The sequence below is a fragment of the Blautia sp. aa_0143 genome, assembly GCF_004167315.1.
GTDB classification, from domain to species: Bacteria; Bacillota; Clostridia; order Lachnospirales; family Lachnospiraceae; genus Blautia_A; species Blautia_A fusiformis.
This window is the reverse complement of record NZ_RCXU01000037.1, coordinates 1-26,984: the sequence shown is the minus strand read 5'-3', so window position 1 is coordinate 26,984 and position 26,984 is coordinate 1. Positions and strand designations below refer to the sequence as shown.

Below are 26,984 nucleotides of genomic sequence, written 5' to 3'. Positions count from 1 at the left end.
ACGAAGGGGCAGTTCACTGAAATGTCAAAACTGCTTTTTCGTTTACCCCATCATCGATTCTAACCTAAAGAATTTGTCTTACAACAATTTATATATGCATAAAAAGCAATATATTTATGAAAACACCCTAAATCCAAAATCTACTCAATTCATTTTTCCTTACATAAAATGTTCTCGTATATTTCACTTCCTCACCAAGTGTTTCCCCTATCAAAACTTCAAAATCATTGATATCAAATTCTGGAAAGAATGTATCTCCATCTTCAATATTTAAATCTACTTCTGTGATATACATTTTATCTACTATTTGCAAAGCTTCCTTAAATAGTCCATATCCACCAGATATGTATACATCTCGTCCTTTAGCCAATAATAATGCATCTTCTAATGATTTAACTGAAACTAAATTATCTCCTTGATACTCTGTTGTGGTGGAAACAACAATATTCATTCTATTAGGCAACGGATGACCGATTTCTTCATAAGACTTTCGCCCCATAATAACCACATTACCCGTTGTTAACTCTCTAAATTGCTTTTGTTCTCCCTTTATTTTCCATGGTATATTACCATTCTTGCCTATAACATTATTCTTTGACCTCGCAACAATCAAACCTATCATCTATTTCATCCTCCATAATATGATGTCGTACCTGTGATTCCATCAAGTGCACCACATCTTAACAAACTCAAAATTATCTCGAACTAACCAGCTCGACAAATTCAAGTTTGCCGAAATATATTTCTAACTTTCCCTATTTTACAGGCTTTCCAGCCTGTGCATTAGCGAAACGATATGTATTTTCCCTTATTTTTGCCCTTATGAGATAATCGTAAGGGAAATAAGGGAAAGTTTTATTTAGTCATTGCCTGCCACTTTATCAAGTAACCTTGCAGATTCCCGCTTGGCTTTTCTTGTAGAGTGTGCATAGACATTCATGGTGGAACTGACATCTGAGTGCCCTAACAGTTCCTGCACATCCTTTGGTGCTGCTCCATTTGCCAGAAGGTTGCTTGTGTAGGTGTGTCGCAACTGGTGAAAATGAAATCCTTCAAATCCATCCAGTTTCTGAGCAATCTTCCTGCAAACAATTCCTAACGTGCTTGGCAGTTCCAAACTTCCATCCGGTCTTAAGCAGACAAAGGATATTTCCTTATAATCTTCTGGAACATTCTCTGTTCCGTCCAGATGATAGAACTCATAGTAAACTCTGTTTTTGTCTTTTACTTCTCTGTAGTAGTTTTTATGGTAAAGTTCTCCGTACTGCATTCGGTTTTTAAGTTGTTCCTTTCGGGCATTGCGAAGAATCTCTGCCAGTGTATCTCCAAAATCAACAATCCTTACCTTTTTTCGTTTGGTTGGTCCGATGATATTCTTGTGCCTTGAACCATCATATCGGATACTGCGTCTGATTGTAAGGCACTGTTCTTCAAGATTCACATCCTGCCATGCCAGACCACAGGCTTCACCGATACGAAGTCCTGCATAATAAGCTATCTGGATTGGAAGTATTGCCGGTGGATTGTAATTCTGTAGAAATTCAATCAGTCTTTCATAATCCTCTCGTGGAATTGGCTGTATATCGCCATCCATGTCATCATCGGAAAACAGGTCAACCTCATCCGTCTGGTATTTCAGCTTAATATACTGCATCGGATTGAAAGTGATATATTGCTTTGGTGATACTGCAAATCGGAATGACTGCTGTAATACTGCCGAGAAAGAACGAATGTAATCTTTGCTATAACCTTTTCTTTCTGAACCATCTGGATAAGTGCCACCAAAGGAAAGCAGATCGAAGAAGGCTTGTAAATGCTCAGATGTTACATTTTTCAACTTTCTCTCTGAAATTGGATGCTTCTTGATGTTGGTAATGGCACCGAGGTAATTCTGGACTGTCCCATTACTGAGCGTACCGGTCTTTAATTCTTCCTCTGCCCATATATCAAGTAATTCTCCAATTGTAATATTTTCCGACTTTGCAATGAATTTCTTGCTTTCGTAATCGTCCATTGCCTGACGGAGCAGTTTTTCCGTTTCACTTTTACTTTCTGTTCCAGCGTATTCTTTCTGAACCAGATTGCCGCTTGCATCTTCTACATAGAAGCGGTAGTACCATTTCTTTCCTTTTTTTCTTACAGATCCTTTTGCCATAATCGTGTGTCTCCTTTCGATATCAGACAATCGGAACTGATGAAATGCTTCTTGCGTGTAAGTATATCATAACTCCGGTTGTCGTTCTATACCGAATCGGAATCCTCATACAAAACTTCTGATAAAAGATTTTCAAGCCTTTGTTCTGCCATTTCCGGTTTCTTGGAATAAAGCCTTACGATATCTGCCATGTCGTTAAAGGCATTAACAGTGTGGGTGATCTCCCGGAGAAACATAATCTCGTTATATTCATCATTCGATTCAAACCCCATTACTTTTGCAATATCAGCTTCATTCGTGTTGCCCTTGTAATTCTTGCAGGCAAACTGGAATGATTCCAGAAACAGGTTATATTGCTTTAACATCAACAGCAGTAAATCTTTGGAAAAAGCATCTTCCTTTTTACTAAGGTCGAGAGGTAACTGTTTGAGAATATCGCCCATTGCATCACGAATCTGTAATTCTTTCTTATCCGTAATATCGGTTTCGTATTCATCGGTTTCCCCCTTGAGCCATTCAATAGATACATGAAGTGCTTCCGAAAGACCTTCCAGCACCATCTTTTTGGTATTGTCAATCGAACCATTCTCATAACGCAGGATTGTGGAAGCGGTAACTCCCATCTTCTCTGCAACATAAGGCTGTGTCAGATTTAATTCCAGACGACGCTGTTTTGCCCTGCTACCTATCAGCTTGCGTAGTTCTTTATCTTTCATGCTGATTGCCTCCTTTTTCGGTATGTATGAATTATAGCATGTACCTTACATAATTGCAATATGCAATCTAATAATTAATTTTAAAATTTCATAACGCTTGACAACGCAATATAAAACCGCTATACTAACAGCACAACAAAAATTGCATAATGCAATTTAATAGGAGGTGACAAGATGACGGAAAGAAAGATTGCATTATCCATCGAGGAAGCAGCCGACTATACAGGAATTGGCAGAAATACTTTGAGAAAGCTGGTTGAATGGAAGAAGCTTCCGGTATTAAAAGTCGGAAGAAAAGTCCTTATTAAAACTGACATTCTGGAAAAGTTCATGGAAGCCAACGAGGGGCGAGATCTGAGGGATAAAGGAAATGTAAAAGCTGTCACAAGAAATGTGGCAACTTAAAAAGGCGGCTTCCTACGAAACCGCCAAAGGTTCTATCAGACCGAAGCCATGATATACCTACACGCAAGAGGATTATACCATGTGCTTCTCCTGATATGCAACCGGGAACTGTTGTTTATCGGAAAAAGAAAGGATGAAGACGATATGGCGAAATCAACAAAGACTTATGAAGAAAGAATACGTGCATTAGAGAAAAAGGAACAGGAAAGCATTGAAGCTACAAAAAAGCTCATAGCACAGCGGAAGGAACTGGAAAAGAGAAAGAAAGCGGAAGAAAGTAAAAAACGAACCCACAGGCTTTGTCAGATTGGAGGAGCGGTGGAATCAGTTCTTGGCTGTCCGATTGAGGAGGAAGATTTACCAAAGTTGATAGGCTTCTTAAAAAGGCAGGAAACAAACGGGAAGTTTTTCTCAAAAGCGATGCAGAAAGAATTAGTTACAGACATGGAGGAAGTGTAATGGCGGAGGGAGTGGTTTTTCCATTCCCTTCATTGCCTTTGAATGAAGGGCGCACTTATGGACAACCAGAGGTCGTCCTTATAAGTTTGCCACAAGTGGCAACCGGTCTGCGCTTACGCTTGCCGGGCTCGTTCCGTCGGCGGGGCTTTCAGCCAGACCTGCTCATGCCGCAGGGGGCACTCTTGCGCAGAGGGCGTTCCGACAGCTTCACTTCTGCCAAACCAGAAGAAGATGCTGTCGGGAATCAATGCCGGATACGGCAGAAAGGGGGAATCGTATCATGGCGATATTTCACTTTACAGTAAAGATTGTCGGGCGCAGTAAAGGAAAATCTGTCATATCCGCATCGGCATATCTTAATGGAGATGTGATGAAGAATGAGGAAACAGGCAGAATCAGTTACTATACTTCCAAAAAGGAAGTCGTCTACACCAGTCTGATGATGTGCGAAAATGCACCTCCTGAATGGCTGCATGTACCGGAAGAAAATATAAAAAGGTTTCAACAGTCTATCCGTTATAAAAGAGCGGATGATAAAGATGCCGCACTGGAAAAGTTTAAAATCACATTTCAGAAACAGCGTCTATGGAATGAGGTATTGAAGATAGAAAAAAATGCAGATGCACAGCTTGGACGCTCATTTGAATTTTCCCTGCCGAAAGAATGGAGCAGACAGGAACAGATTGATTATACAACCGAATATATTCAAAAGACTTTCGTGGATAAGGGAATGTGTGTCGACTGGAGCATACACGATAAGGGCGATGGAAACCCACATGTGCATTTACTTGTAACCATGCGACCATTCAATCTGGATCATTCATGGGGCAGCAAAGAAGTCAAGGACTGGGATTTTGTCAGAGATACTGACGGAAATATCGTGGTTGATGAATCCCACCCGGACTGGTGGCAGGATAAGAAAAATCCTGACCGGCATGGAATCCGCATTCCGGTACTTGATGAAAACGGAGTACAGAAAGTCGGGGCAAGAAACCGAAAACAATGGAAACGGGTTCTGACCGATGCTACCGGCTGGAATAATCCAAAGAATTGTGAGTTATGGCGAAGCGAATGGGCTGGGATGTGTAACCGGCATTTATCCATAGACAATCAGATTGACCACCGCTCTTATGAAAGACAGGGCAAATTAAAAATCCCTACGATTCATGAGGGTGCGGATGCAAGAAAGATTGAGGAAAAATATCTCACCGGACAGATATGGAATGGTTCATGGAAGGTAGCGGAAAACCAGATGATTAAAAAACAAAATGCACTACTGCAAAAGGTAATCACAACCTTTGGTAAGGTATCCGGTGCATTGTCAATATGGAAGGAGTGGTTGAATGACATTAGAAGAAAGCAAAGAAGTAATTCCCATGATGGAAGCAATGATTACACAGATAGAGGAACAGCAGAATATCATGGCACAGATGCTTCAGGAAATACAGGAAAAGGACGAGAAGCTGATGTGCTTTCAGAAGCAGGAAGAACGATTGCAGCAATTAGAGAGCGAATTATCAGAACTGCTTCAAATCTTGCCGGATACAGAAGAACTGTTGATACTTCTGGAAGAAAAGACAGACCAGATACAGAAGCTTACAGACGAAAATCAGCAATGGCAGGAATTGGCACAGAAATTAAACAGCGAGAACCGGCTATTGCAGAAACAGAACAGCGAATTACTGAACTTGAACAGCAATTAGAGAAAGGAAGGTCGATTGATGAACGAATTAAGAAACTCAAAGAGCGACGATCAACTGGAAGAGTTGCTTCTGCTGACAGAGCAGATGCAGGAAGAACTCGACCAGAAAGACCGAACTATCAGGAAACTGAAAATGCAGCTCGACGAATCGCTGACCTTGAACGAGAGGTTAAACAGCGAGAACAGAGCAGGGAACATTCAAGCCTTAAAGAACGACTTGAGGAAAACAAAAGAATTGTTGCAGAGAGAGAAAGAAAAAACGCACGCTGCCGAAATCATGACAGAGGAATGTCAAGATAAGCTAAGGCAGGCAGAACAGGAACGGGACTATGCACTCTCTCATCAGAAAAAAGTAGAGATACCGGTTGAAAAGCCAGTACTCTATCAAAAGTGTGGGAACTGTAACCTGACAGCTTATCTGAAAGCCAAGGAAAAGTATGATACGCAGAGAGAAAAACTGGCAGGCAGATATAAAACAAAAACAGCCATGTATGAAGCATTGATGTTTCTGCTGATATGGTATTCCGTATCAACTACTCTTTTTCAGATGATACGGTCAAAAATATTTATTTCTGATTGCGTGGTATTCTTTGATACAATCGCCACTTTTATACAGACCATTGCAGGGTGGATTATACTGACAGGAAAGAACATGGCACAGATTAGTAATGGAATATCCAATCCTGTCGTTGCCGGAATTGTATATTGGCTGATAAGAATACTGATCTGCGGTGGATGTTTGGTGGGTGCTGGAATACTTGTAGCATTTATAGAGATAAAGATTGCCGGGCTATATAAGAAATACTGCTGGGATATGATTACAATACTGGTAACACTTATAAGCATGGCAATAGCAATCTATTTTGGAGATTGGATAAAGACAGTATTGCCGATCAATCTGCTATTTTTCTTATTATTCGTGCAACTGGTATATGTTGGAATCAGGTGGTATGTAAAAGGCTGGCGGGAAACAAGGGGATATTATTAAAAATCCGATTGTAAACACACAATTTTATATATGTGCTTAATCACACCTCTTTGTATTTTAATAAAATCCTACAAAAGCTTTGAAAACAAAGGATTCATTGTAATGTGTTCGCTTTATCCCTTTATATGATTTCACACTATGTTCCCCTTGCCCTGACTGTTCATAATGGTAAAAGCAAGGGCTGGAAAAACGCATAACGCAATACAACAAAGTGTAGCAATTGGGATATTATGAACGAAGAAATCATCTTTTCATAAGCAGTCAATAAGGCTGAAGGAATTAATCTCTGCCGCCTTATTGACTTTCAGGTGGGCTTCAATTATAATTAAATCAGCTGATTTAAAACAAGCGATTTAGTAAAAGGAGAGATAAAGTATGCCACCAAAAGCCAAATTTACAAAAGCAGAAATTATTGAAGCCGCATTAAATATTGTCAGGGCAGACGGATATGAGGCTTTGACTTCAAGAGCGTTAGGAACATATCTCGGTAGTTCGGCAAGACCCATTTTTACTGTATTTAAAAATATGGAGGAGGTTCAGCAGGATATGATTAAATCTGCTAAAGCTCTGTATAAAGAATATGTCAATAAAGGACTAACAACAGAGCCCCCGTTTAAAGGGGTGGGTACACAATATATTCTCTTCGCTGTTAATGAGCCTAAGCTTTTTCAACTCCTCTTTATGACGGAGCAAAAACAAATTCCTGACTTATCTGGTGTACTTCCGCTGATAGATGAAAGTTATGAGCAAATTCTATTGTCAATTCAAGATGATTACAAAATTTGCAAGGCAGCTGGGAAAAAACTGTATCATCATCTTTGGATATATACACACGGAATTGCAACGCTTTGTGCCACAAAAATGTGCCGATTTACAGACGAAGAAATCAGTACAATGATTACTGAGGTATGTATGAGTATTTTGAAAAAGCTGAAGGAAGGAGAAAATAATGATTAAAGCGAGAAATATAATAAAATCCTACCAAAACGGAGAAAGCCGATTCCAAGTATTAAAGGACATCAGTCTTGATATTGAGGATAATGATTTTGTGGTTATTCTCGGCGCATCTGGTTCTGGCAAGTCAACCTTTTTGAATGTAATTTCAGGTCTTGAACGCCCTGACAGCGGTAAAGTGTTTTATGACGGAAAGGATATTACAGCACTTTCTGATAATGAATTAACTTCATTTCGTAAGGAAAATGTCGGATTTATTTTTCAGCAGTATTATTTGCTACCCAATATGAGCGTTGATAAAAATGTAAAAATGGGTGCTGATTTAGCAAATAATAAAGATTATAAAAACGTCATTAGAGCGGTTGGACTCGGAGAAAAACTACATAAATATCCCAGCGAACTTTCGGGTGGCGAACAGCAAAGAGTATCTATTGCAAGAGCTTTGGCAAAAAGACCGAGAGTATTATTTCTTGACGAACCGACAGGAGCATTAGACGAACAAACAGGACGACAGGTTCTTGATTATATATGTAAACTTCAAAAGGAATATGGTTTTACGATTGTAATGGTAACGCACAATTTGAATATTGCGGAAATGGCAAACACAGTTATAAAAATGAATAGCGGAAAAATATCTGAAATTTACACAAATGAAGCACAAAAGACTGCTTATGAGATAGGGTGGTGATGGTATGCTCGTTGGAATAAAAAATGTTTCAAAACTCATCGGTATTTCCATTATAGCCTGTTGTGCTGTTCTTGTTTGTACAATGTTTCTGAACTTTTATTTTGATATTCGATTAATTGAGAGTGAAATTACATCTGAATTATCAATGTTTTTTTATAATGCTCAGGTTTCTACCGCAAAAGTCGTTTGCCTTGTAAGTGGCGGATGCTTGCTTTTAACTGCGATTGTTATGTTGTTGTTTTATATTAAGCATTATATTGACACGCATAAGAAGGAACTTGGGATATTAAAGGCGTTGGGATATTCAAATATCAAAATTGCAAAAAGCTTTTGGGTATTCGGAATTAGTATATTTATTGGAACTGTAACCGGATATGCAGGAGCATTTCTTATAATGCCGTGGTTTTACGCTCTACAAAATGAAGATAAAATGCTTCCTGAGATAACTATCAATTTTCATCCAAGCATTTTATTTTATTTTGTGGTATTGCCAACTGTGTGTTTTTCGGCACTTTCAGTTTATTATGCCTGGTACAAATTCAAAAAACCTGTGTTGCTGCTTTTGAAAGATAATATGCAAACTGCTTCTAAAACACCAAATCATAGAATCGAAAAAAGCAGTGAATTGTCGTTTGTAGAGTATTTGAAAAGGAATACCTTGAAATCTAAAAAGGCACTTGTATTCTTCATTATTTTTGCTTCGTTTTGCTTTTCAGCTATGACACAAATGTCGTTTAGTATGAAAGATTTATCAAGTGAAATGATGGGTGTGATGATGTTGGTCATCGGACTTGTATTAGCGTTTACAACTCTGTTTCTTGCTATAACTACAGTAATAAACGGAAATACAAAAACTATTGCTATGATGAGAGTATTCGGCTATTCACAGAAAGAATGTTGCAGGGCAATTTTAGGAGGATACAGACCGCTGTCCTATATTGGTTTTATAATCGGAACAGTATATCAGTATGGATTGCTTCGGCTTATGGTGGATATTGTATTTAAGGATGTCGAGGGTGTACCTACGTATAAATTTGACTTTCCTACTATGCTTATTTCTCTTGCTTGTTTTATCACGATTTATGAAATTATGATGTATATATATTCTGAAAAAATTAAGAAGATTTCTATCAAGGAAATTATGATTGAGTAACAGGGGAAAATACATACAAACAATATGGATACAGTGCCCTGTCTGGTGAAAAAAACTGAACAATGATACTGGAAAATACCAAATTTAAAAGTTTCATCTGCATTGTCAGAAGTGAAAAAATATAGAATAATAGGGACAAATAAATCTAAAAGGGTTATTTGTCCCTTATTTATCTTTGAATTAAATTTCTAAGGAATCTTCCGCATCTACCCACATTTGCATCGTTCCATCAAGATACAATCTTGCATATTCAAGTGGTTCATCAATAGCAAGTGCATTTAATGCACAATCTGATCCAGGTGTTGTTTTTAAATTCTTTTCTGCTTCCCAGCAGTCAATGCGGAGCATATAGCCAGCACTGGTATATACATCAATGCTGTTTCTGTGTGGATTGTATTCTGCAAATATCGTTCTCATCGTATCAAATCTCCTTATCGTTCAATCAATCATTTGTTAAAAAAATAGAAGCATTTCAATCAGTTCACCATGTCGTTTTAATTTTGTGTTATACTGTTTTATAGGATTTTCTTGCCCTTGTATTTGCCCTTATCAGAGTTCGTAAACACTGGTGGGACAATATAATACAAGGGAAACAATAAGGGAAAGCTCACCTGCGATAAACTTAGTGTTTTCAAGGGCTTGAGAGATATTTGATAATAAAATATAACAATTATTAAATTCCTTGGAATACATGAAATCTCAATTCAAGTTGAACAAAATCGCTGCGCGATGGCCTGCCAAGGCTATGGCGCAGTTTTTCTTTACACTTTAATAAAAAGCAGTGGAAACCAAGTCCTACAAGTAGTATTGTTAAGTCACCACAACCAACAATCAAACAGGATCGACATCCCCACTGCCTATGATAAGAATACCATTGAGCTGCCTTTCTGGCAAGCAGTTTTATTATGCTAATGCTCCTCCATGTAAGCAGTGTTTATACATTTACGATTTACTTTACATGGAGGATTTTATTATGTACGAAGAAATTTTTAATCAGATTAGATCTGCTGCGAATAAACGGAATCTCAAGGATTCCACAATTCATGCATACTGTACCAGTGTTGCTCATTTTTTGAACCACACAGCCAAGGATATAGATGCATTAACAACTGACGATGTTGATACATTCCTAACTGAAAAGAAACTTTCCGGGATTTCACCAGAAACATACAATCACTACCATTCAGGAATCCGCTTCTTTTACAAAAAAGTATTGAAGATGAATTGGGATGATGATGACATACCTCGTATGAAAAGGGACAGAAAGTTACCAGCGGTGCTTACAAAAGCAGAAATATCAGCTATTCTTGATGCTACACCAAATCTGAAGCATAAAGCTATGATCGCTACTATGTATTCAGGTGGACTTCGTGTTTCAGAAGTCACACACCTTCATTATGATGATATTTCACGCACGAACAAAACCATACACATCCGCGATGGAAAAAGCCGATCTGACCGTTATACTTTGCTTGCAGACCGGACGCTTGAAATATTGACAGAATACTGGTTTCAATGTGGCAGGCCAAGAGGGATTCTGTTCCCAAGTTCATGGACAGGGGATTATCTTACAAAAGATAGTGTCATTCAATTTTTTCGTGAAAGCGCCGAAAGAGCAGGCATTCAAAAACACGTCTCCACACATTGTTTGCGTCATAGTTTTGCAAGTCATCTGTTTGAGTCAGGCTGCGATATAAAATATATTCAGGCTCTTTTGGGACATCGTGATCCAAAATCAACAGAGATTTATCTGCATGTAAGCAATAAAACTCTGCTTGGTATTAAAAGCCCATTTGATGAGATGGGTGGTGAATGATTATGGATAAATCATGTACGATACAGGATGTATTTGAACGGTTCTATCCTTCCTATGAAAAGAGGAGTAACCCTCCTGCTCATCACAGAAAAACGGCTTATCACATCAGAAACTGTAAAACAGGAGTTTTTGGTGTAAACATCAGTGTTTGTGAGGACTGCGGATGTATCAGTGTTCACAACAACTCCTGCAGAAGCAGATGCTGTCCCATGTGCCAGGAGTTTCCGAAAGAGAAATGGATTGATGCACAAAAAGAGAACGTATTGGATGCACCCTATTATCATGTAGTATTCACAGTTCCTGAGGAATTGAATTCCATTATTTACAGCAACCAGAAGCTGTTATATGATGCACTGTATCATGCTGCTTCAGCCACATTGAAGGAATTGTCAAAAGATGCAAAGTATCTGGGAGCTGATATAGGGTATATCTGCATTCTTCATACCTGGGGCTCTGCAATGAATTATCATCCTCATATTCATACCATTGTTCTTGGAGGTGGGCTTGATGATGAAAATAAATGGAAAGACACAGGTGGAAATTTTTTTCTCCCATATGGTGTCATCTCAAAAGTGTTCCGTGGAAAATATCTGGATGAGTTAAAAAGCCTGTGGAATGATTCTAAGCTTAAATTTCATGGTACAGCAGAGAAATATCAGAACAGCTATCGTTTTAAAGAACTTCTTGATAAGTGTTATGAAAAGAACTGGGTCACTTACTGTAAAGAAACTTTCAATGGTGCACAGTCGGTTATCAATTATCTTGGAAAATATACCCACAGGATAGCAATCAGTAATCATCGAATCAAATCCATGACGGATACGACAGTTACATATGCAGTAAAAGACTATAAAAACGAAGGCCACTGGAAAGAGAAAACAATTTCAGGAGAAGAATTCATCCGTCGATTCATGATGCATGTTCCACCCAAACGATTTGTCAGAATCCGGCACTATGGTCTGCTATCATGTAGAAACAAGAGAAAAAAGATAACTCTCTGCAGAAACCTGCTTGGATGCAAGAAATACATTTCTACATTAAAAAATCTAAATGCAGTAGAAATGATAAAGGTTTTGTATCACATTGATGTATGCAAATGTTCTTCTTGCGGAGGGAATATGGTATCACCCCGCAAAGATAAATACAGTTCTTCTTTTCATGCACATATGAGATGTTAAAATCTACAATTGCATAGAATAAATGGCTTCCGCATAGGAGGTTTGTTTGTCATGCCTGAAATTGATTTCTTGAATAAAAAAACTTTTACCAAAACACCCAGTATGATAAACTTAAGGAAAAGAGCAACGATTGAATCCCCATAGCTATCGGCTAAAGGGACGCGACTTTGTTCACCAAGGTAAAATCGAAATTGATGTAAACGAAAGGGCAGTTTTTATCAGAACTCAAGGCTGCTTTTTCGTTTACACCAACTCCGATTGTTTCCTTAACAGTTGAACAAAATCGCTGCGCGATGGCCTGCCAAGGCTATGGCGCAGTTTTTCTTTACACTTTAATAAAAAGCAGTGGAAACCAAGTCCTACAAGTAGTATTGTTAAGTCACCACAACCAACAATCAAACAGGATCGACATCCCCACTGCCTATGATAAGAATACCATTGAGCTGCCTTTCTGGCAAGCAGTTTTATTATGCTAATGCTCCTCCATGTAAGCAGTGTTTATACATTTACGATTTACTTTACATGGAGGATTTTATTATGTACGAAGAAATTTTTAATCAGATTAGATCTGCTGCGAATAAACGGAATCTCAAGGATTCCACAATTCATGCATACTGTACCAGTGTTGCTCATTTTTTGAACCACACAGCCAAGGATATAGATGCATTAACAACTGACGATGTTGATACATTCCTAACTGAAAAGAAACTTTCCGGGATTTCACCAGAAACATACAATCACTACCATTCAGGAATCCGCTTCTTTTACAAAAAAGTATTGAAGATGAATTGGGATGATGATGACATACCTCGTATGAAAAGGGACAGAAAGTTACCAGCGGTGCTTACAAAAGCAGAAATATCAGCTATTCTTGATGCTACACCAAATCTGAAGCATAAAGCTATGATCGCTACTATGTATTCAGGTGGACTTCGTGTTTCAGAAGTCACACACCTTCATTATGATGATATTTCACGCACGAACAAAACCATACACATCCGCGATGGAAAAAGCCGATCTGACCGTTATACTTTGCTTGCAGACCGGACGCTTGAAATATTGACAGAATACTGGTTTCAATGTGGCAGGCCAAGAGGGATTCTGTTCCCAAGTTCATGGACAGGGGATTATCTTACAAAAGATAGTGTCATTCAATTTTTTCGTGAAAGCGCCGAAAGAGCAGGCATTCAAAAACACGTCTCCACACATTGTTTGCGTCATAGTTTTGCAAGTCATCTGTTTGAGTCAGGCTGCGATATAAAATATATTCAGGCTCTTTTGGGACATCGTGATCCAAAATCAACAGAGATTTATCTGCATGTAAGCAATAAAACTCTGCTTGGTATTAAAAGCCCATTTGATGAGATGGGTGGTGAATGATTATGGATAAATCATGTACGATACAGGATGTATTTGAACGGTTCTATCCTTCCTATGAAAAGAGGAGTAACCCTCCTGCTCATCACAGAAAAACGGCTTATCACATCAGAAACTGTAAAACAGGAGTTTTTGGTGTAAACATCAGTGTTTGTGAGGACTGCGGATGTATCAGTGTTCACAACAACTCCTGCAGAAGCAGATGCTGTCCCATGTGCCAGGAGTTTCCGAAAGAGAAATGGATTGATGCACAAAAAGAGAACGTATTGGATGCACCCTATTATCATGTAGTATTCACAGTTCCTGAGGAATTGAATTCCATTATTTACAGCAACCAGAAGCTGTTATATGATGCACTGTATCATGCTGCTTCAGCCACATTGAAGGAATTGTCAAAAGATGCAAAGTATCTGGGAGCTGATATAGGGTATATCTGCATTCTTCATACCTGGGGCTCTGCAATGAATTATCATCCTCATATTCATACCATTGTTCTTGGAGGTGGGCTTGATGATGAAAATAAATGGAAAGACACAGGTGGAAATTTTTTTCTCCCATATGGTGTCATCTCAAAAGTGTTCCGTGGAAAATATCTGGATGAGTTAAAAAGCCTGTGGAATGATTCTAAGCTTAAATTTCATGGTACAGCAGAGAAATATCAGAACAGCTATCGTTTTAAAGAACTTCTTGATAAGTGTTATGAAAAGAACTGGGTCACTTACTGTAAAGAAACTTTCAATGGTGCACAGTCGGTTATCAATTATCTTGGAAAATATACCCACAGGATAGCAATCAGTAATCATCGAATCAAATCCATGACGGATACGACAGTTACATATGCAGTAAAAGACTATAAAAACGAAGGCCACTGGAAAGAGAAAACAATTTCAGGAGAAGAATTCATCCGTCGATTCATGATGCATGTTCCACCCAAACGATTTGTCAGAATCCGGCACTATGGTCTGCTATCATGTAGAAACAAGAGAAAAAAGATAACTCTCTGCAGAAACCTGCTTGGATGCAAGAAATACATTTCTACATTAAAAAATCTAAATGCAGTAGAAATGATAAAGGTTTTGTATCACATTGATGTATGCAAATGTTCTTCTTGCGGAGGGAATATGGTATCACCCCGCAAAGATAAATACAGTTCTTCTTTTCATGCACATATGAGATGTTAAAATCTACAATTGCATAGAATAAATGGCTTCCGCATAGGAGGTTTGTTTGTCATGCCTGAAATTGATTTCTTGAATAAAAAAACTTTTACCAAAACACCCAGTATGATAAACTTAAGGAAAAGAGCAACGATTGAATCCCCATAGCTATCGGCTAAAGGGACGCGACTTTGTTCACCAAGGTAAAATCGAAATTGATGTAAACGAAAGGGCAGTTTTTATCAGAACTCAAGGCTGCTTTTTCGTTTACACCAACTCCGATTGTTTCCTTAACAGTTTGTCCGTTTCTTCATATCCACATTATATCATTTTCATATCTGCACCACAATAAAATTTTATGCACCGATAATCTTAGTGAACAGCTCTAACAAACACCATTTCATCACTCCAATCTGAAATTTAGGTATGAAAAAAGCAGTCAATCCTAAGACTAACTGCTTTGTGTATAGAGATATGAAATTGTGAAATAGAATTTGCCTATTTCAAATCAAAAAGAGAATTTTCATAGTCCTTTACATAGTATCGTATATTTTTACGCCCCTTTTGAATAATGGTATGTCCCTCTGCTTCTAATTTTTCTTTCTGTGCTTCAATACCATTTGGATATTTAGCATTTAATTCTCCGTTTGCTTTTAATGTTCTCCAATAGGGTGTTTCATCTTCGGAACGCTGATAACTCGCCCACGCTACAATAGAAACAAATATACCCGCTGTAATCGGCTCTGTAAAATCTGCACCACTCAATTTTGCAAAGTGTTCTCGTATTTTTCCAACCGTAATCACTTTACCATACGGAACTTTTTTCATTACTTTGTCATAGTCAATCGGGGGAGCAAAATACATTTTGTTTCCACCATATTTCTCAATACTTTTCTGGTCTATGATAATTTGAAATTTTGGCATATCCTTACTATCATGCAACATAGCATTAAAATCTTTTTTATCTTCATTTGCCATTTGTGCCACCTCCTACTTTAAGGATAGTCTGTTTCTTATTTCCATGCAATGAGGCTGTTTGAAAATTATTAACACTTTCAAATTTGTCGCTTTCTTCATATCCATATTATAACAGTTCCATATATCCGCCACAATAAAAATCAGCATACCCTTAGCATTTATGGAACAAAAATGCACACTTTTTCTTTCTTCCTCTTGATTACCCCACAACAGAAAAGAAAAAGCCCTGTCAAGAGCCTTGCCACCATTGGTGGTGCTTTGCACTCTTTACTGGGCTTTTTGTTTGCTGTATCTTCCATGCAAGAGGAAATTAAAGACCTCTGTTCCATTTCGCCTTTAGATAATCTTCATAGTCTGCTTCATTGAAGTCTACTTGTGGAGAAGTGTCGGGAATGTTGTTTCTGTTGTCTATATCCGCAAGCTGACGAAATATCCAATCATCATAAGGGTCATGGTATTTATACTCTTTGGGCTGTTCTCTGTATCGGTCTAACCCTCGCATTTCCTTATGCACTTTTATCATGCGTTCCAGTTTTTGACGCTGTATCAACTGCTTGATTTCCATAAGTTCTTCCAACTCCGTAACCTCATTGGTAATGTAGTTATGGATATACTGTATGAGTTTATATGCCTTGTAAAATGTGCATTCTTTTTCATCATCGAAAAATTCATTTTCAGACAGGTAATCTAAGGAAACATTGAAGTCTTGTTCCCGTTTGATAATATCCATGATATAGGGCTCGGTGTGGTCAATATACTTCCATTCTCCCGACAATAATTCATTGGGCGTTACACCCAGCACGTCCATTATCTTCTCTAACGTATCAAAGGTAGGATAATTCACGCCACGTTCAATCTTGGAAAGGCTCTGCATATTGATACCGATTTTGTCCGCAAGTTCCTGTTGTTTCATTCCTCTGTGTTTTCTTATGGTCTGTATGTTTTCTCCTAAGAAACTGATTTTCTTTTCATAATGCTCCATAACTTAGTATAACCGCTCCTTTCGTTGCTTTTCTTGGTATTTATAAGCATATCATACTTAATCTATATCTAAAAGTCAACAAAAACTTCTTGACAAGTAATTCTAATGGAGTTATTATCGTATTAGACAGAGTGATTAAGCACGCTAGGGTCAATCACACGCTTGAGTAAGCATATAAAATATATATTTTCACTTTGATAGCATGAATAAGCATGGACTATCAGACCGAAAATAAGGTTTCTGACTGGGGCTGTTCCGTTTAGCCACGAGCCTTACAAGGCTCGTGAGCGTTAAGAACGGGGCAGACACAGGAAGAAAGGGAACGCCTTTAGGCGTTCGTAAAGGGCGTATATGTAACACCGCCCTGCGCATACATGTCATAGTACCTAGAAACTGTGATAAATAAAGGACAAAACACAATTTTTACCCCGCAAAAAAACGAGAAGTACGAAAGGAGAAATGCACTATAACTACACACAAAAATTTATCCGTTAAGATTGATTACATCAGTATTGTATTTGAAACGGCAACCGCCGAAGATGTTATCATGCACATTTTAGGTTTACCGACTGATATTTTCAATGTCTATCCGGCAAGCATTAAATACAAAACCTATCAAGCACGCTGGCAGATTGGAGATATTTATGTATCGGGGGACGCAAGAAAGACAGAGGACAACCCACAAGGGTTAGGCTGTTATCTTGTTATGACCGGAAGAGGTTGTGATGATATTTTCCGTATTCTCGACAGTAGGAATTATACCTTTGGGGATATGTTCCGGCGCTGTGAGCGAAGATACGGACTGGATAACTTCCATTTCACAAGGCTTGATATTGCCATTGATGATAAGAACGAAAAGCCATTTTTTACCATAGAGCAGATAAAGAAGAAATGTGAAAAAGAGGAATTTATCTCGAATAGTGAGGGCTACCACTTTGACGAAAGCAAGTTTGATGATTTCGACACCGCAAAGACTGTTTATATCGGTGCTGGGAAATCGGGATTGTCCTACCGCTTTTATGATAAGGATAAGGAAGTCTGTTCAAAACATAACAAGACACTTGAGGAAGTTGGCAGTTGGAAACGGACAGAAATGCAACTGCGTGATGATAAGGCTCATGCTTTTGCCATGACATTCAAGGACAGACCGCTGGAACTTGGGGAACTGGCTTTCGGACTATTGGCAAATAACCTACGCTTTGTCATGCCAAACAGAAACGAAAGTAATAAGAGCAGATGGAAAACGTGTCGGTTTTGGGAACGATTTTTAGGGGCTGTGGAAGTCTTGAAACTGCAAGTACCAAAACAGCAAAACTCCCTTGAAGAAACACAGCAATGGCTTACAGAGGGTGGCGTGATTTCCGCTGTCAAAAGTTTTTACTTCTTGGAAGAACATGACGCATTAGGTGGACTGGAAAAAGTGGGAACTATGCTTGATAAGGCAAGATACAGTAATTCCCTTTCCAGTAAACTAACTGCTCATTTACAGAGGATAAACCGCACCGACCTTATCCCTTATATTCAATATGACACGAAACATGGGAAAGGGGGGATCTGATGAATAACAACGATATTCCCGTATGGGAAAAATACACCCTTACCATTGAAGAAGCGTCAAAGTATTTCCGTATCGGAGAAAACAAGTTAAGACGCTTGGCAGAGGAAAACAAGGACGCTGGCTGGCTCATTATGAATGGCAACCGCATACAGATTAAACGCCGACAGTTTGAAAAGGTCATTGATAAATTGGACGCAATCTAATGCAAATGAGCCTTGTATGTGTTATGATGAACACAAGTCATATCAAGGCTCTTTCCAACAAGGAAAGGAGCAGACACCATGAAAGAAAAAAGACGGGATAGCAAAGGACGTATCCTGCATACTGGAGAGAGCCAACGAACAGACGGAAAATACTTATATAAATATGTGGACGCATTTGGAAACACGAAATATGTGTATGCTTGGAGATTGACACCCACAGACCCGACACCAAAGGGAAAACGGGAAAAACCCTCACTTCGAGAACTGGAACAGCAGATAAGACGGGATATTGAGGACGGTATCGACAGCACAGGCAAGAAAATGACACTTTGCCAACTCTACGCCAAACAGAACGCACAGAGGGCAAATGTGAAGAAAAGCACACAGAAACAACGGGAACAACTCATGCGGTTATTGAAAGAGGACAAGTTGGGTGCTAGGAGCATTGATACGATAAAACCCTCTGACGCTAAGGAATGGGCGTTACGCATGAAAGAGAAAGGCTTTTCCTACAATACCATTAACAACCATAAACGCTCGTTAAAAGCGTCATTCTATATCGCCATACAAGACGATTGTGTAAGGAAGAACCCTTTTGATTTTAAGTTAAGTGAAGTCCTAGAAAATGATACCAAAGAGAAAGTTGCATTGACAGAGGAACAGGAACAAGTCCTACTGTCATTCATCAAGACGGACAACGCGTATCACAAATATTATGATGATGTGCTGATACTGTTGAAAACTGGACTTCGTATCTCGGAACTGTGCGGACTGACAGTAGCCGATATTGATTTCAAGAATGAAGTTGTGATTATCGACCACCAGTTATTAAAGAGCAAGGAACAAGGCTATTATATTGAAACGCCCAAAACAAAGAGCGGAACAAGGCAAGTACCATTAAGCAAGGAAACGATACAAGCATTTCAACGAGTGATGAAGAAACGTCCAAAGGCAGAACCATTTGTGATAGACGGACGGAGCAACTTCTTATTTGCCAATCATAAAGGCAAGCCCAAAGTTGCCATTGATTATACCGCCTTATTTATCCGCATGGTAAAGAAATGCAACAAGCACCATAAGGACAATCCCTTGCCACATATCACACCGCATACACTACGCCATACGTTCTGCACAAGACTGGCAAGCAAGAACATGAACCCGAAAGATTTACAGTATATCATGGGGCATTCAAATATCAGTATCACAATGAACTGGTACGCTCATGCGTCCATAGATACCGCAAAATCAGAGGTTCAGCGTCTAATTGCATAAGAAGTATTTACCACGATTTTAACCACGCTTGATAGCGAAAATATAAGAAGATAGACCTAGATATGCGAGGTTTACCACAAAAGCAAAATGCCCGTAGAGCCTATAAAATAAGGCTTTGCGGACATTTGAGAAGATATAAAAAGATAGTCAAAAAGACATATATAATTTATTCAAAATCTTATGGATAACCATATTCCTGTTCCCCCGCTGCCAAACAAATAAAAAAAGACCATTACAGTATATAGAAAACCTATTCCTATACTACTATAAGGTCTTGCCTGACGATAAATAAATATTTCAGTAACAATCCTTCTGATTCGTAACTATTTAATAACTGTACGTAATAGTATCAGAAAAAATATATGTTGTCTATCTGGAATATTTAATAAAATATTTATAATATTTTTGTGAACTTTGACAAAATCCCCTGATGATCCTGCCATACGGATCAACGGGGGATTTTCTGTTCAGCTTTTTATTCTTCAGATCTCTTTTCCCTTTGTCGCAACGGCATGTACAACAAACGGTACAAACAATGTAATAAACGCCGCATATCCAAGGTATGCATATCCCTTTTTAACAACTGTCATCAGACCGAACTGTGCAATGGCAAATGCCAGGAATGTAAAGATCGCTGTAAAAACTGCATTTCTTCCAAGGTGTCCCTGCGCTTTTTTCGCCGGGCTGTCCATACGACGCTCCACTGCATTTACGCAGCGGGTCACAATACCGGAGATCATATTTACTGCTGTGGAGATAGCTCCAAGGATGATCAGCAGAGAAATGATCGGTGTCAGGATACCGGCGCCTACACCGTTCTGGACAAGTACCAGCATCGGTACCGATGCAGATGCCAGTTCACTTACATATGCAATGGCAAGAAGTCCGAGGATGGAAAGCTCCATTGCACAGAAATTGCATACAAACATCCAGATCGCTGCTTTGTTGATCTGTTTTTCGTCCGTTACATCCTCCATGTGCTGGTACATAACAGAAACAGATGCCAGCTGGAAGAAGAAATAAAGGACTGCTGAATAGAGAGCCGGTCCAAAGGCTCCGCTCTCGGAGGAAAGTACAGTCATTTCTCCGGAGGACATAGTATGGATGGAAGCTGTAATATCTCCCCACTGTGCAATGATATTCGGAACAAGTACCAGTACAAGACCGATGATGATCAGCACACTTAATGTAGAAGCACATTTTCTTACGACATTGGTTCCGAAAAGCGCGATTACAAAGATAAATGCTGCAATGATCAGTGTACAGAGCCAGTATGGGATCCCAAACAGTGTCTGCAGTGTGGAACCGCCGGTTGCAAAGGCTGCTGCAGATGCAGTTCCGATCATGATCAGGTAACAGATCTCATAGAGATTGGACATAACCGGTTTCGTTTTTCCGTAAAGACTGTCGGAAAAGCTTCTGTAATCGTAGGTTTTGTGTTTATAAGCATAGCGCATTCCATACCAGAAAAACAATGCATACAATCCCTGTGTCACTGCCGGCAGGATCAGACACCAGATACCGTAGTTGATAAAGTACTGATAGATCTGCGCTCCTGATGCGAATCCGCCTCCGAACTGTGTGGTAAATGCGACGAACGCAAGTCCCATAGCCAGAGGCATTTTACTTTGTAATGATTTATTCTGACTCATCTCTCTTTCCCCCATTTTTTATTTATTATATTCGATGACTTTTCCCGGATTCAGGATCAGTTTATCATCGAAAGCCAGTTTGATGGCTTTATAAAGAGCGATCATTCTCGGTCCCGCAAATTCTTCCAGAAATTCCAGACGTCCGTTTCCGATGCCATGCTCACCGGAAAGCTGTCCGCCCAGTTCCTTGGACAGTGCATACAGCTCTACCAGACTTGCGTGAGTGGCTTCCTTCCACTCCTGGTCACTCATTTCCGGTCCACGGAGCATCTCTGTATGGATGTTTCCGTCTCCGCAATGTCCGCAAGGCTCTACACGGATACCATGTGCACTTGCGATCTTTTTGGCTGCTTTTACATACTCTGCGATCCTTGCACGCGGAACAACCACGTCACACTCCTCCTGTGCGACAGAATCTGCTTTCATTCCTTCCAGGATCCCGCCCCGGACACTCCATACGGCTCCGGCACGCTCCGGTGTGCCTGCGATACAGCAGTCCAGGGCTCCGTTTGCCAGAGCTGCTTCCGCTGCTGCCTCTACTGCGTTGTCAAGTTCCTGCTTACTGGAAGCATCATACATAACGATCAGCACTGCTTCTCCTTGTTTTACTGGGAACATTTTGTTCAGATCACGTTCTACGATATCGATCAGTTCTCTTTCCAGAAACTCGATGGCTGTTGGCACAAACGGCAGCTCCAGAACCTTCGGGACCATGTCTGCACATTCCTCAAGACTCCTGAACGGCATTACAAGAGTACAGGTGCAGGTCGGTGCGGGAAGAAGCTTCAGCGTTACCTGAGTCAGGATACATAAGGTTCCCTCTGAGCCGATCACCAGATCTTTTACATCATATCCCGTTGTGTTCTTCACAACGTTGGATGAAAAATTCATGATGGAACCATCCGGCATAACTGCCTCGATACAGCGGACGAAATCCCTGGTCAGTCCATATCGTACCGCCTTCATACCACCGGCATTTGTGATAACATTACCGCCGATGGAAGCTGTTTTTTCGCCCGGATCCGGCGGATAAAAAAGTCCTCCTGCTGCAGCGGCTGCCTGGATATCGATGAGAAGTGCTCCCGGCTCCGCTGTGATGGTCTGGTTCTTTCTGTCGATCGGAAAGATCTTGTTCATGCGCATCACAGAAAGCATAATTCCACCATATTTACAGGTTGCTCCGCCTGCAAGTCCGGTTCCTGCGCCACGGCATACCACCGGGATATTTTCTTTATATGCGTAAGCCATGATGGCTGAGATCTCTTCTTTATTTAAAACCTCCACATAAAGCTCCGGAGGAAAAACTCCGTACTCCGGCATCTCATCACGATAATATTCTTTTGCGATCTCATCGCCGACCCATACACGATCTGAAGCAGTCACAGAACGGATGTAGTCAAAATCTTCTGAAGTCATTTTTTTATAGGGATATGCCATGACTTAATCCTCCTTCCGATTCTTTATCAGCTCTGTCAGCTCCGGTACAACCTGATACAGATCATCCACGATGCAGTAATCTGCAACATTAAAGATCTGTGCCTCCGAATCATTGTTGATCGCTACGATACAGTCAGATCCTGTCATGCAGGAGGTAAACTGGATAGCACCGGATACGCCGCAGGTGATGATCAGCTTCGGACGGACAGTTCTTCCGGAAAGTCCGATCTGATGTGCAACATCTCCGAATCCGTTTTCTACCATAGGGCGGGTGAAGGCAAGCTGTCCGCCAAGGGCATCTGCCAGTTCCCGGCACATTTCCACATCCTTTTCATTCCGGACACCACGGCCTGCTACTACCAGAACATCCTCTTCCTCAAGGCTCTTTACCTTATCAATGACCCTGGATGACAGAATCTTGATCCTGGAATCTGCCATTTTTTCATTTACCGGACATACAACCACCTGACCATGCGGATTTTTTACTTTTTCTGCCTTGTCCATAACCTTATAACGGACCGTGGCAAACTGTGGTCTTGATTTGGTGATGCCGATCTGAGCCATGATATTTCCGCCGAAAGCCGGTCTGATCTGGATCATATCGGTGTTGGAACGGATATCCAATGTAGTACAGTCTGCAGTCAGTCCCGTATGGAATCTGGTGGAAAGCCTCGGCGCAAGGGAACGTCCCAACGCAGTAGCTCCGATCAGCACAGAGCTTGGCTTGTTTGCTGCGATACAGTCTGCAACTGCATCTGTGTAACAATCTGCACGGAAACCTTCAAAGCCTTCATGCTCATATACGTACACATTGTCTACGCCATATGGAAGAAGCTTTTCCGCATTTTCTTTTGTTCCTTTTCCTCCGACGATCACACAGTTAACCTGATAACCGACTTTGACAGCCATCTTTCTTGCTTCCCCGATCAACTCAAAGGTAACCGGATGGATCTCTCCTCTCTCCTGCTCCACATAGATAAGAAAGTTTTTCCATTTATCCTTGTCAAAGGATTTCGCCTTCTGCTCAAACCGGATAGCTTTCTCCGGGCAGTTACGAACGCAAAGCCCGCACATACGACAGGCATCGCCTACAACAATTCCAATTCCCTCTATGGTGAGGGCCCCAAAAGGACATTTCTCCACGCATACTCCACAGGGTACGCATTTGTTTATATCAAATTTTAAAAATTCCATGTTCCGCTTCCCCCTATATGATCTTCTTTCCGGTCAGGAGAGCAACAAGCTTGTCTGCCTTTTCCTTTGCAGTTCCTTCCAGATAAACCTGTTTTTCACTTTCCTCCGGCGCAAACATTTTTTCCACAGAGGTGGGGGAACCGATCAGTCCGTAACGGCTCAGATCCTGATCCGGCATATCTTCAAAGCTTAAGATCCGTACCGGACGGTCTGAAGTTGCCTTCTTTAATAAATAGGATGGCAGACGTGGCACACAGGTATCCTTGTCAATGGTTAAAAGACATGGATACGGAATCTCGGAAACCTGGGAAACACTGACAAGATCCTGACGGACCTGAATGCTTTTTTCATTGACGTCCATGATCTCAGCTACCCATGCAGCATGTGGGATGGTCAGATGCTCTGCAATGGCCGGTCCAACCTGGGCTGTGTCACCATCTGTGGTCTGTCTTCCGCAGATGATCAGATCTGCACCGCCGATCACCTGGATTCCCTGTGCTAACGCATAAGAGGTTGCCAGAACATCCGCTCCCGCAAATTTTCGGTCTGAAAGGATCACGCCCTCATCAGCACCCATGGTATAAGCATCCCGGATCATCTCTTCCGCCTGAGGCGGTCCCATAGTAAGAACGGTTACAGTTCCGCCTGTTTTTTCCCGGATCGCAAGGGCTGTTTCCAATGCAAACAGATCATATGGATTAGTCCTTGTCTCACCGGACATTCGTTTCATGGCACCGGTTTCCGGATCGATATCAACCTTGGAAGTTGCCGGTACCTGCTTCATACATACAACGATCTTCATTTTCTATCTTCTTTCCTGTATTTTCACTTTTATTTTTTTGCTTTAAAACGTTAAACAACTGTATAAGTATAGCATTAACGTGGTATAAAGTCGAGAGGGTTTTGGTAAATTCTGCACAAAAAAGCATTGAAAAAACTTTTAAGCATGCTATAATTACTCTCCGTTATCAAATAAAGCAGACATATGAATCTTTACAATATCACATCGATCAAGGAGCATATATGTAATGGAAGACATCCGTGCAATCTACAGAATTTTCAACAATCTAAAATATGAAATGGAAAATAATGGATGGGTCTATCAGTGGCATTTAGGCGATGAACCTATAAAAGTAACTCACAAATTTAACCCTCCTGTAACACCTGAAGAATTTCAGCTGTTTGAAAAATATTTTCCCAATATGAAACTTCCTGCCTCATACAAAGCTTTTTTATCCTGCTCAAATGGCATGGAACTTTTTTGCGGAGAGGAAGGCAGTTCTTTAGTCAGCTGTACCATTTATTCTTTAAAAAGAGCGCTCAAAGAAAAGGAATCTTGGAATAGTACGCCTATTTTATCTGATCCGGAGTTTACATATCATCTTCCTGTTCTTTGCTTACAGGACATCGGCGATATAACCATGGATCTTCAGGCTGTATCAGAAGGCAGAGACGATTACCTATGCTATCCAGCTCCAGATACTGATCGTTTTAATATCCCTTTTAATGAATGGCTGGAAAGATATATCGTATGCCAGGGGCATGAATTCTGGTATTTCTTGAATCCATAAAACAGAAATTTTATGAATATTTTTCGTAAAAATACCCCGGAAGCCTTACGGTTCCGGGGTATCTTACGTTTGGACACAATGTACCTTGCGGTACTCAATATATATTAAATTAGGATGTTATACTAATTAACGGTTACTCGATAACTGTAGCAACACGTCCTGATCCTACAGTACGTCCACCCTCGCGATACTTTAATCCCGTTTTACCTCATATTTTTTATGGTTTTCTATCCAAAATACAGTGAAAAACGGCTGATTTGCACCATCTATTTTTATTTGCCTGATTTCTTGGCACCGTTTTGGCACCGGAATCCCTGGTCGAAAAGATTCTTTTCTACAGTTGCCCTACTCTCATCTGTCAACTTCATATTGCGCCGACAGTTTCAGGCGGTTATAATCAGAATATGGGTGCTACCATAACGGTAGGCGGTTAGTCCTTCAACAGAGGGTTGCAGAGTGCCACTGGCACTCGTTTTGCAACGACCGAAGTGAAACGGAGACCTGTGACCCTCTGATTACATAGAAACCCAAAAGGGAATCCACTGGAAAGAAGAACTAAGCCAATGAGTATTGTTGACTTCATAGCAGTAGTGAGCTTCGGCCTAACCTGCTTTTGTATCGGATATACATTAGGCAAGGATAATCATAAACCACAAAAATAACCGCCCAGTCTGCAAACTAAGCGGTTATTTTTGATAGATATTCTAAATAGTAAAACGGACTAACCGTCTATCGGTAGCACTCTTTTTTCTATAAGCATATTATCACGCATCTGTAAGAATGTCAAAAAGTTCTTTTTCATAGTATGTAATACGAATTTGAAAATACTTATAAGCCGAAAAAATACACCAGTACCAGCTTGATCACAGCAGCTCCACCAAAGGCAACAACTGCAGTTACAACTAATTGCATAGGTTTTGGGAAATTTTCGAACACAAAAACTTTCCTACTCTTGCTCCGCACCTTGCTTAAAGATCCTGTCGTAAATGCTGCCATCATTATGACTGACACAGATACCAAGGTCTCACAATAGCCGGCAAGCTTTCCTAACACATCATTATACATATATGCACCTGTTTCATGCAGAATCCAGTATAGAACCAATGCACAAACTCCCATGACACTTTGGAGCTTCATTTCCTTAAAAATCTTCTCTTTCTCTGTAGTTGCATAATCTGACATTGTTTTAGCAATTTTTCTTTCTTCTTCGTTCATCATCTCGCTTTTCCTTTCTCCACTGATAATCTCAGGAATGCTGATATCATAATAATCTGCAATATCCACAAGAATACTGATATCCGGCATATTGTTTCCCGTCTCCCTTAATTAAAGATATTGTTGGGTAAAAAAGAAAGGTCAGTCGATTTTGCCGATGAAGCGGTAGTAGAT

The 26,984-nt window shown here is 40.1% G+C and carries 27 protein-coding genes; 16 read left to right on the top strand and 11 right to left on the bottom strand.

The genetic code is table 11. The annotated features are described in order from the left end of the window. Window positions 1-127: 127 nt before the first annotated feature. From dfrF to EAI83_RS15220, 3 genes are all read right to left on the bottom strand, one after another. The gene (gene dfrF, locus EAI83_RS15230) at window positions 128-622 is read right to left on the bottom strand and encodes a trimethoprim-resistant dihydrofolate reductase DfrF (RefSeq protein WP_002322211.1); all 495 of its coding nucleotides are present in this window, start codon (window positions 620-622) and stop codon (window positions 128-130) included. Window positions 623-859: 237 nt separating this feature from the next. After that, window positions 860-2,155 carry a tyrosine-type recombinase/integrase gene (locus EAI83_RS15225; protein ID WP_129975983.1) on the bottom strand — a complete coding sequence of 432 codons (1,296 nt, stop codon included), beginning with the start codon at window positions 2,153-2,155 and terminating at the stop codon, window positions 860-862. 86 nt (window positions 2,156-2,241) lie between these two features. Then, complete coding sequence (locus tag EAI83_RS15220) at window positions 2,242-2,871, bottom strand: helix-turn-helix domain-containing protein (RefSeq protein WP_015518384.1); 630 nt, start codon at window positions 2,869-2,871, stop codon at window positions 2,242-2,244. A 174-nt stretch (window positions 2,872-3,045) separates the two neighbouring features. On the opposite strand from EAI83_RS15220, the gene EAI83_RS15215 reads away from it, so the two are divergent. The 8 genes from EAI83_RS15215 (at window position 3,046) to EAI83_RS15180 (ending at window position 9,220) form a co-directional block, all read left to right on the top strand. After that, window positions 3,046-3,276, top strand: coding sequence for a helix-turn-helix domain-containing protein (locus EAI83_RS15215; protein ID WP_003505382.1), 231 nt, complete (start codon window positions 3,046-3,048; stop codon window positions 3,274-3,276). A 144-nt stretch (window positions 3,277-3,420) separates the two neighbouring features. Beyond that, window positions 3,421-3,735 (top strand): hypothetical protein, encoded by a 315-nt coding sequence (locus EAI83_RS15210; protein ID WP_041254741.1) that lies wholly within the window; start codon window positions 3,421-3,423, stop codon window positions 3,733-3,735. After that, window positions 3,735-4,040 carry a hypothetical protein gene (locus EAI83_RS15205; RefSeq protein WP_005345966.1) on the top strand — a complete coding sequence of 102 codons (306 nt, stop codon included), beginning with the start codon at window positions 3,735-3,737 and terminating at the stop codon, window positions 4,038-4,040. The genes EAI83_RS15210 and EAI83_RS15205 overlap by 1 nt, the downstream gene beginning before the upstream one ends. Then, a complete protein-coding gene (locus tag EAI83_RS15200) occupies window positions 4,016-5,737 on the top strand; it encodes a MobA/MobL family protein (protein ID WP_129899308.1) in 1,722 nt (573 codons plus the stop codon). The genes EAI83_RS15205 and EAI83_RS15200 overlap by 25 nt, the downstream gene beginning before the upstream one ends. Beyond that, the gene (locus tag EAI83_RS15195) at window positions 5,715-6,425 is read left to right on the top strand and encodes a DUF6040 family protein (RefSeq protein ID WP_129899321.1); all 711 of its coding nucleotides are present in this window, start codon (window positions 5,715-5,717) and stop codon (window positions 6,423-6,425) included. The genes EAI83_RS15200 and EAI83_RS15195 overlap by 23 nt, the downstream gene beginning before the upstream one ends. A gap of 375 nt (window positions 6,426-6,800) precedes the next feature. Then, on the top strand, window positions 6,801-7,382 hold the full coding sequence (locus tag EAI83_RS15190) for a TetR/AcrR family transcriptional regulator (protein WP_008373078.1): 582 nt from the start codon (window positions 6,801-6,803) through the stop codon (window positions 7,380-7,382). Continuing rightward, window positions 7,375-8,067: an ABC transporter ATP-binding protein gene (locus tag EAI83_RS15185; RefSeq protein WP_015517697.1), complete on the top strand. Its 693-nt coding sequence runs from the start codon at window positions 7,375-7,377 to the stop codon at window positions 8,065-8,067. The genes EAI83_RS15190 and EAI83_RS15185 overlap by 8 nt, the downstream gene beginning before the upstream one ends. 4 nt (window positions 8,068-8,071) lie before the next feature. Continuing rightward, complete coding sequence (locus EAI83_RS15180) at window positions 8,072-9,220, top strand: FtsX-like permease family protein (RefSeq protein WP_015541486.1); 1,149 nt, start codon at window positions 8,072-8,074, stop codon at window positions 9,218-9,220. 180 nt (window positions 9,221-9,400) lie between these two features. On the opposite strand, the gene EAI83_RS15175 is transcribed toward EAI83_RS15180, so the two are convergent. After that, window positions 9,401-9,637 carry a DUF6061 family protein gene (locus tag EAI83_RS15175; RefSeq protein WP_008373065.1) on the bottom strand — a complete coding sequence of 79 codons (237 nt, stop codon included), beginning with the start codon at window positions 9,635-9,637 and terminating at the stop codon, window positions 9,401-9,403. 556 nt (window positions 9,638-10,193) lie between these two features. Between EAI83_RS15175 and EAI83_RS15170 the strand changes: the two genes are divergently transcribed. From EAI83_RS15170 to EAI83_RS15155, 4 genes are all read left to right on the top strand, one after another. Then, window positions 10,194-11,036 (top strand): tyrosine-type recombinase/integrase, encoded by an 843-nt coding sequence (locus EAI83_RS15170; protein WP_015514772.1) that lies wholly within the window; start codon window positions 10,194-10,196, stop codon window positions 11,034-11,036. Between the two features lie 2 nt (window positions 11,037-11,038). Continuing rightward, complete coding sequence (locus EAI83_RS15165) at window positions 11,039-12,214, top strand: IS91 family transposase (protein WP_330547807.1); 1,176 nt, start codon at window positions 11,039-11,041, stop codon at window positions 12,212-12,214. 537 nt (window positions 12,215-12,751) lie between these two features. Continuing rightward, complete coding sequence (locus EAI83_RS15160) at window positions 12,752-13,594, top strand: tyrosine-type recombinase/integrase (protein WP_015514772.1); 843 nt, start codon at window positions 12,752-12,754, stop codon at window positions 13,592-13,594. A gap of 2 nt (window positions 13,595-13,596) precedes the next feature. Continuing rightward, window positions 13,597-14,772, top strand: coding sequence for an IS91 family transposase (locus EAI83_RS15155; RefSeq protein ID WP_330547807.1), 1,176 nt, complete (start codon window positions 13,597-13,599; stop codon window positions 14,770-14,772). 474 nt (window positions 14,773-15,246) lie between these two features. Here the strand turns inward: EAI83_RS15155 and EAI83_RS15150 are convergent, their stop codons facing one another. After that, window positions 15,247-15,726, bottom strand: a complete 480-nt coding sequence (locus EAI83_RS15150; RefSeq protein ID WP_002322212.1) for an MGMT family protein — start codon at window positions 15,724-15,726, stop codon at window positions 15,247-15,249. 310 nt (window positions 15,727-16,036) lie between these two features. After that, window positions 16,037-16,708 carry a helix-turn-helix domain-containing protein gene (locus EAI83_RS15140; RefSeq protein WP_002322214.1) on the bottom strand — a complete coding sequence of 224 codons (672 nt, stop codon included), beginning with the start codon at window positions 16,706-16,708 and terminating at the stop codon, window positions 16,037-16,039. A 496-nt stretch (window positions 16,709-17,204) separates the two neighbouring features. On the opposite strand from EAI83_RS15140, the gene EAI83_RS15135 reads away from it, so the two are divergent. From EAI83_RS15135 to EAI83_RS15125, 3 genes are all read left to right on the top strand, one after another. Next, window positions 17,205-18,266: a replication initiation factor domain-containing protein gene (locus tag EAI83_RS15135; RefSeq protein ID WP_279222299.1), complete on the top strand. Its 1,062-nt coding sequence runs from the start codon at window positions 17,205-17,207 to the stop codon at window positions 18,264-18,266. After that, on the top strand, window positions 18,266-18,469 hold the full coding sequence (locus EAI83_RS15130; protein ID WP_002610247.1) for an excisionase: 204 nt from the start codon (window positions 18,266-18,268) through the stop codon (window positions 18,467-18,469). Before EAI83_RS15135 ends, EAI83_RS15130 begins: the two co-directional genes overlap by 1 nt. A gap of 78 nt (window positions 18,470-18,547) precedes the next feature. Next, window positions 18,548-19,741 (top strand): site-specific integrase, encoded by a 1,194-nt coding sequence (locus EAI83_RS15125; RefSeq protein WP_129975979.1) that lies wholly within the window; start codon window positions 18,548-18,550, stop codon window positions 19,739-19,741. 482 nt (window positions 19,742-20,223) lie between these two features. On the opposite strand, the gene EAI83_RS15115 is transcribed toward EAI83_RS15125, so the two are convergent. From EAI83_RS15115 to EAI83_RS15100, 4 genes are read right to left on the bottom strand one after another with little or no spacing between them, the layout of a single operon-like run. Continuing rightward, entirely contained in the window at window positions 20,224-21,393 is a 1,170-nt protein-coding gene (locus EAI83_RS15115; protein WP_092072300.1) for a YkvI family membrane protein, read from the bottom strand. A gap of 18 nt (window positions 21,394-21,411) precedes the next feature. Further along, window positions 21,412-22,830 (bottom strand): FAD-binding oxidoreductase, encoded by a 1,419-nt coding sequence (locus EAI83_RS15110; RefSeq protein WP_129975977.1) that lies wholly within the window; start codon window positions 22,828-22,830, stop codon window positions 21,412-21,414. 3 nt (window positions 22,831-22,833) lie between these two features. Further along, window positions 22,834-24,024: an electron transfer flavoprotein subunit alpha gene (locus EAI83_RS15105; RefSeq protein WP_129975975.1), complete on the bottom strand. Its 1,191-nt coding sequence runs from the start codon at window positions 24,022-24,024 to the stop codon at window positions 22,834-22,836. A 13-nt stretch (window positions 24,025-24,037) separates the two neighbouring features. Further along, window positions 24,038-24,826: an electron transfer flavoprotein subunit beta/FixA family protein gene (locus tag EAI83_RS15100; protein ID WP_021650628.1), complete on the bottom strand. Its 789-nt coding sequence runs from the start codon at window positions 24,824-24,826 to the stop codon at window positions 24,038-24,040. 226 nt (window positions 24,827-25,052) lie between these two features. Here EAI83_RS15100 and EAI83_RS15095 point away from each other — a divergent pair, with 226 nt between their 5' ends. Continuing rightward, window positions 25,053-25,595, top strand: coding sequence for an SMI1/KNR4 family protein (locus EAI83_RS15095; protein WP_015526348.1), 543 nt, complete (start codon window positions 25,053-25,055; stop codon window positions 25,593-25,595). An 828-nt stretch (window positions 25,596-26,423) separates the two neighbouring features. Here EAI83_RS15095 and EAI83_RS15090 read toward each other — a convergent pair. Further along, on the bottom strand, window positions 26,424-26,879 hold the full coding sequence (locus EAI83_RS15090; RefSeq protein ID WP_187002652.1) for an XRE family transcriptional regulator: 456 nt from the start codon (window positions 26,877-26,879) through the stop codon (window positions 26,424-26,426). Window positions 26,880-26,984: the final 105 nt, after the last annotated feature.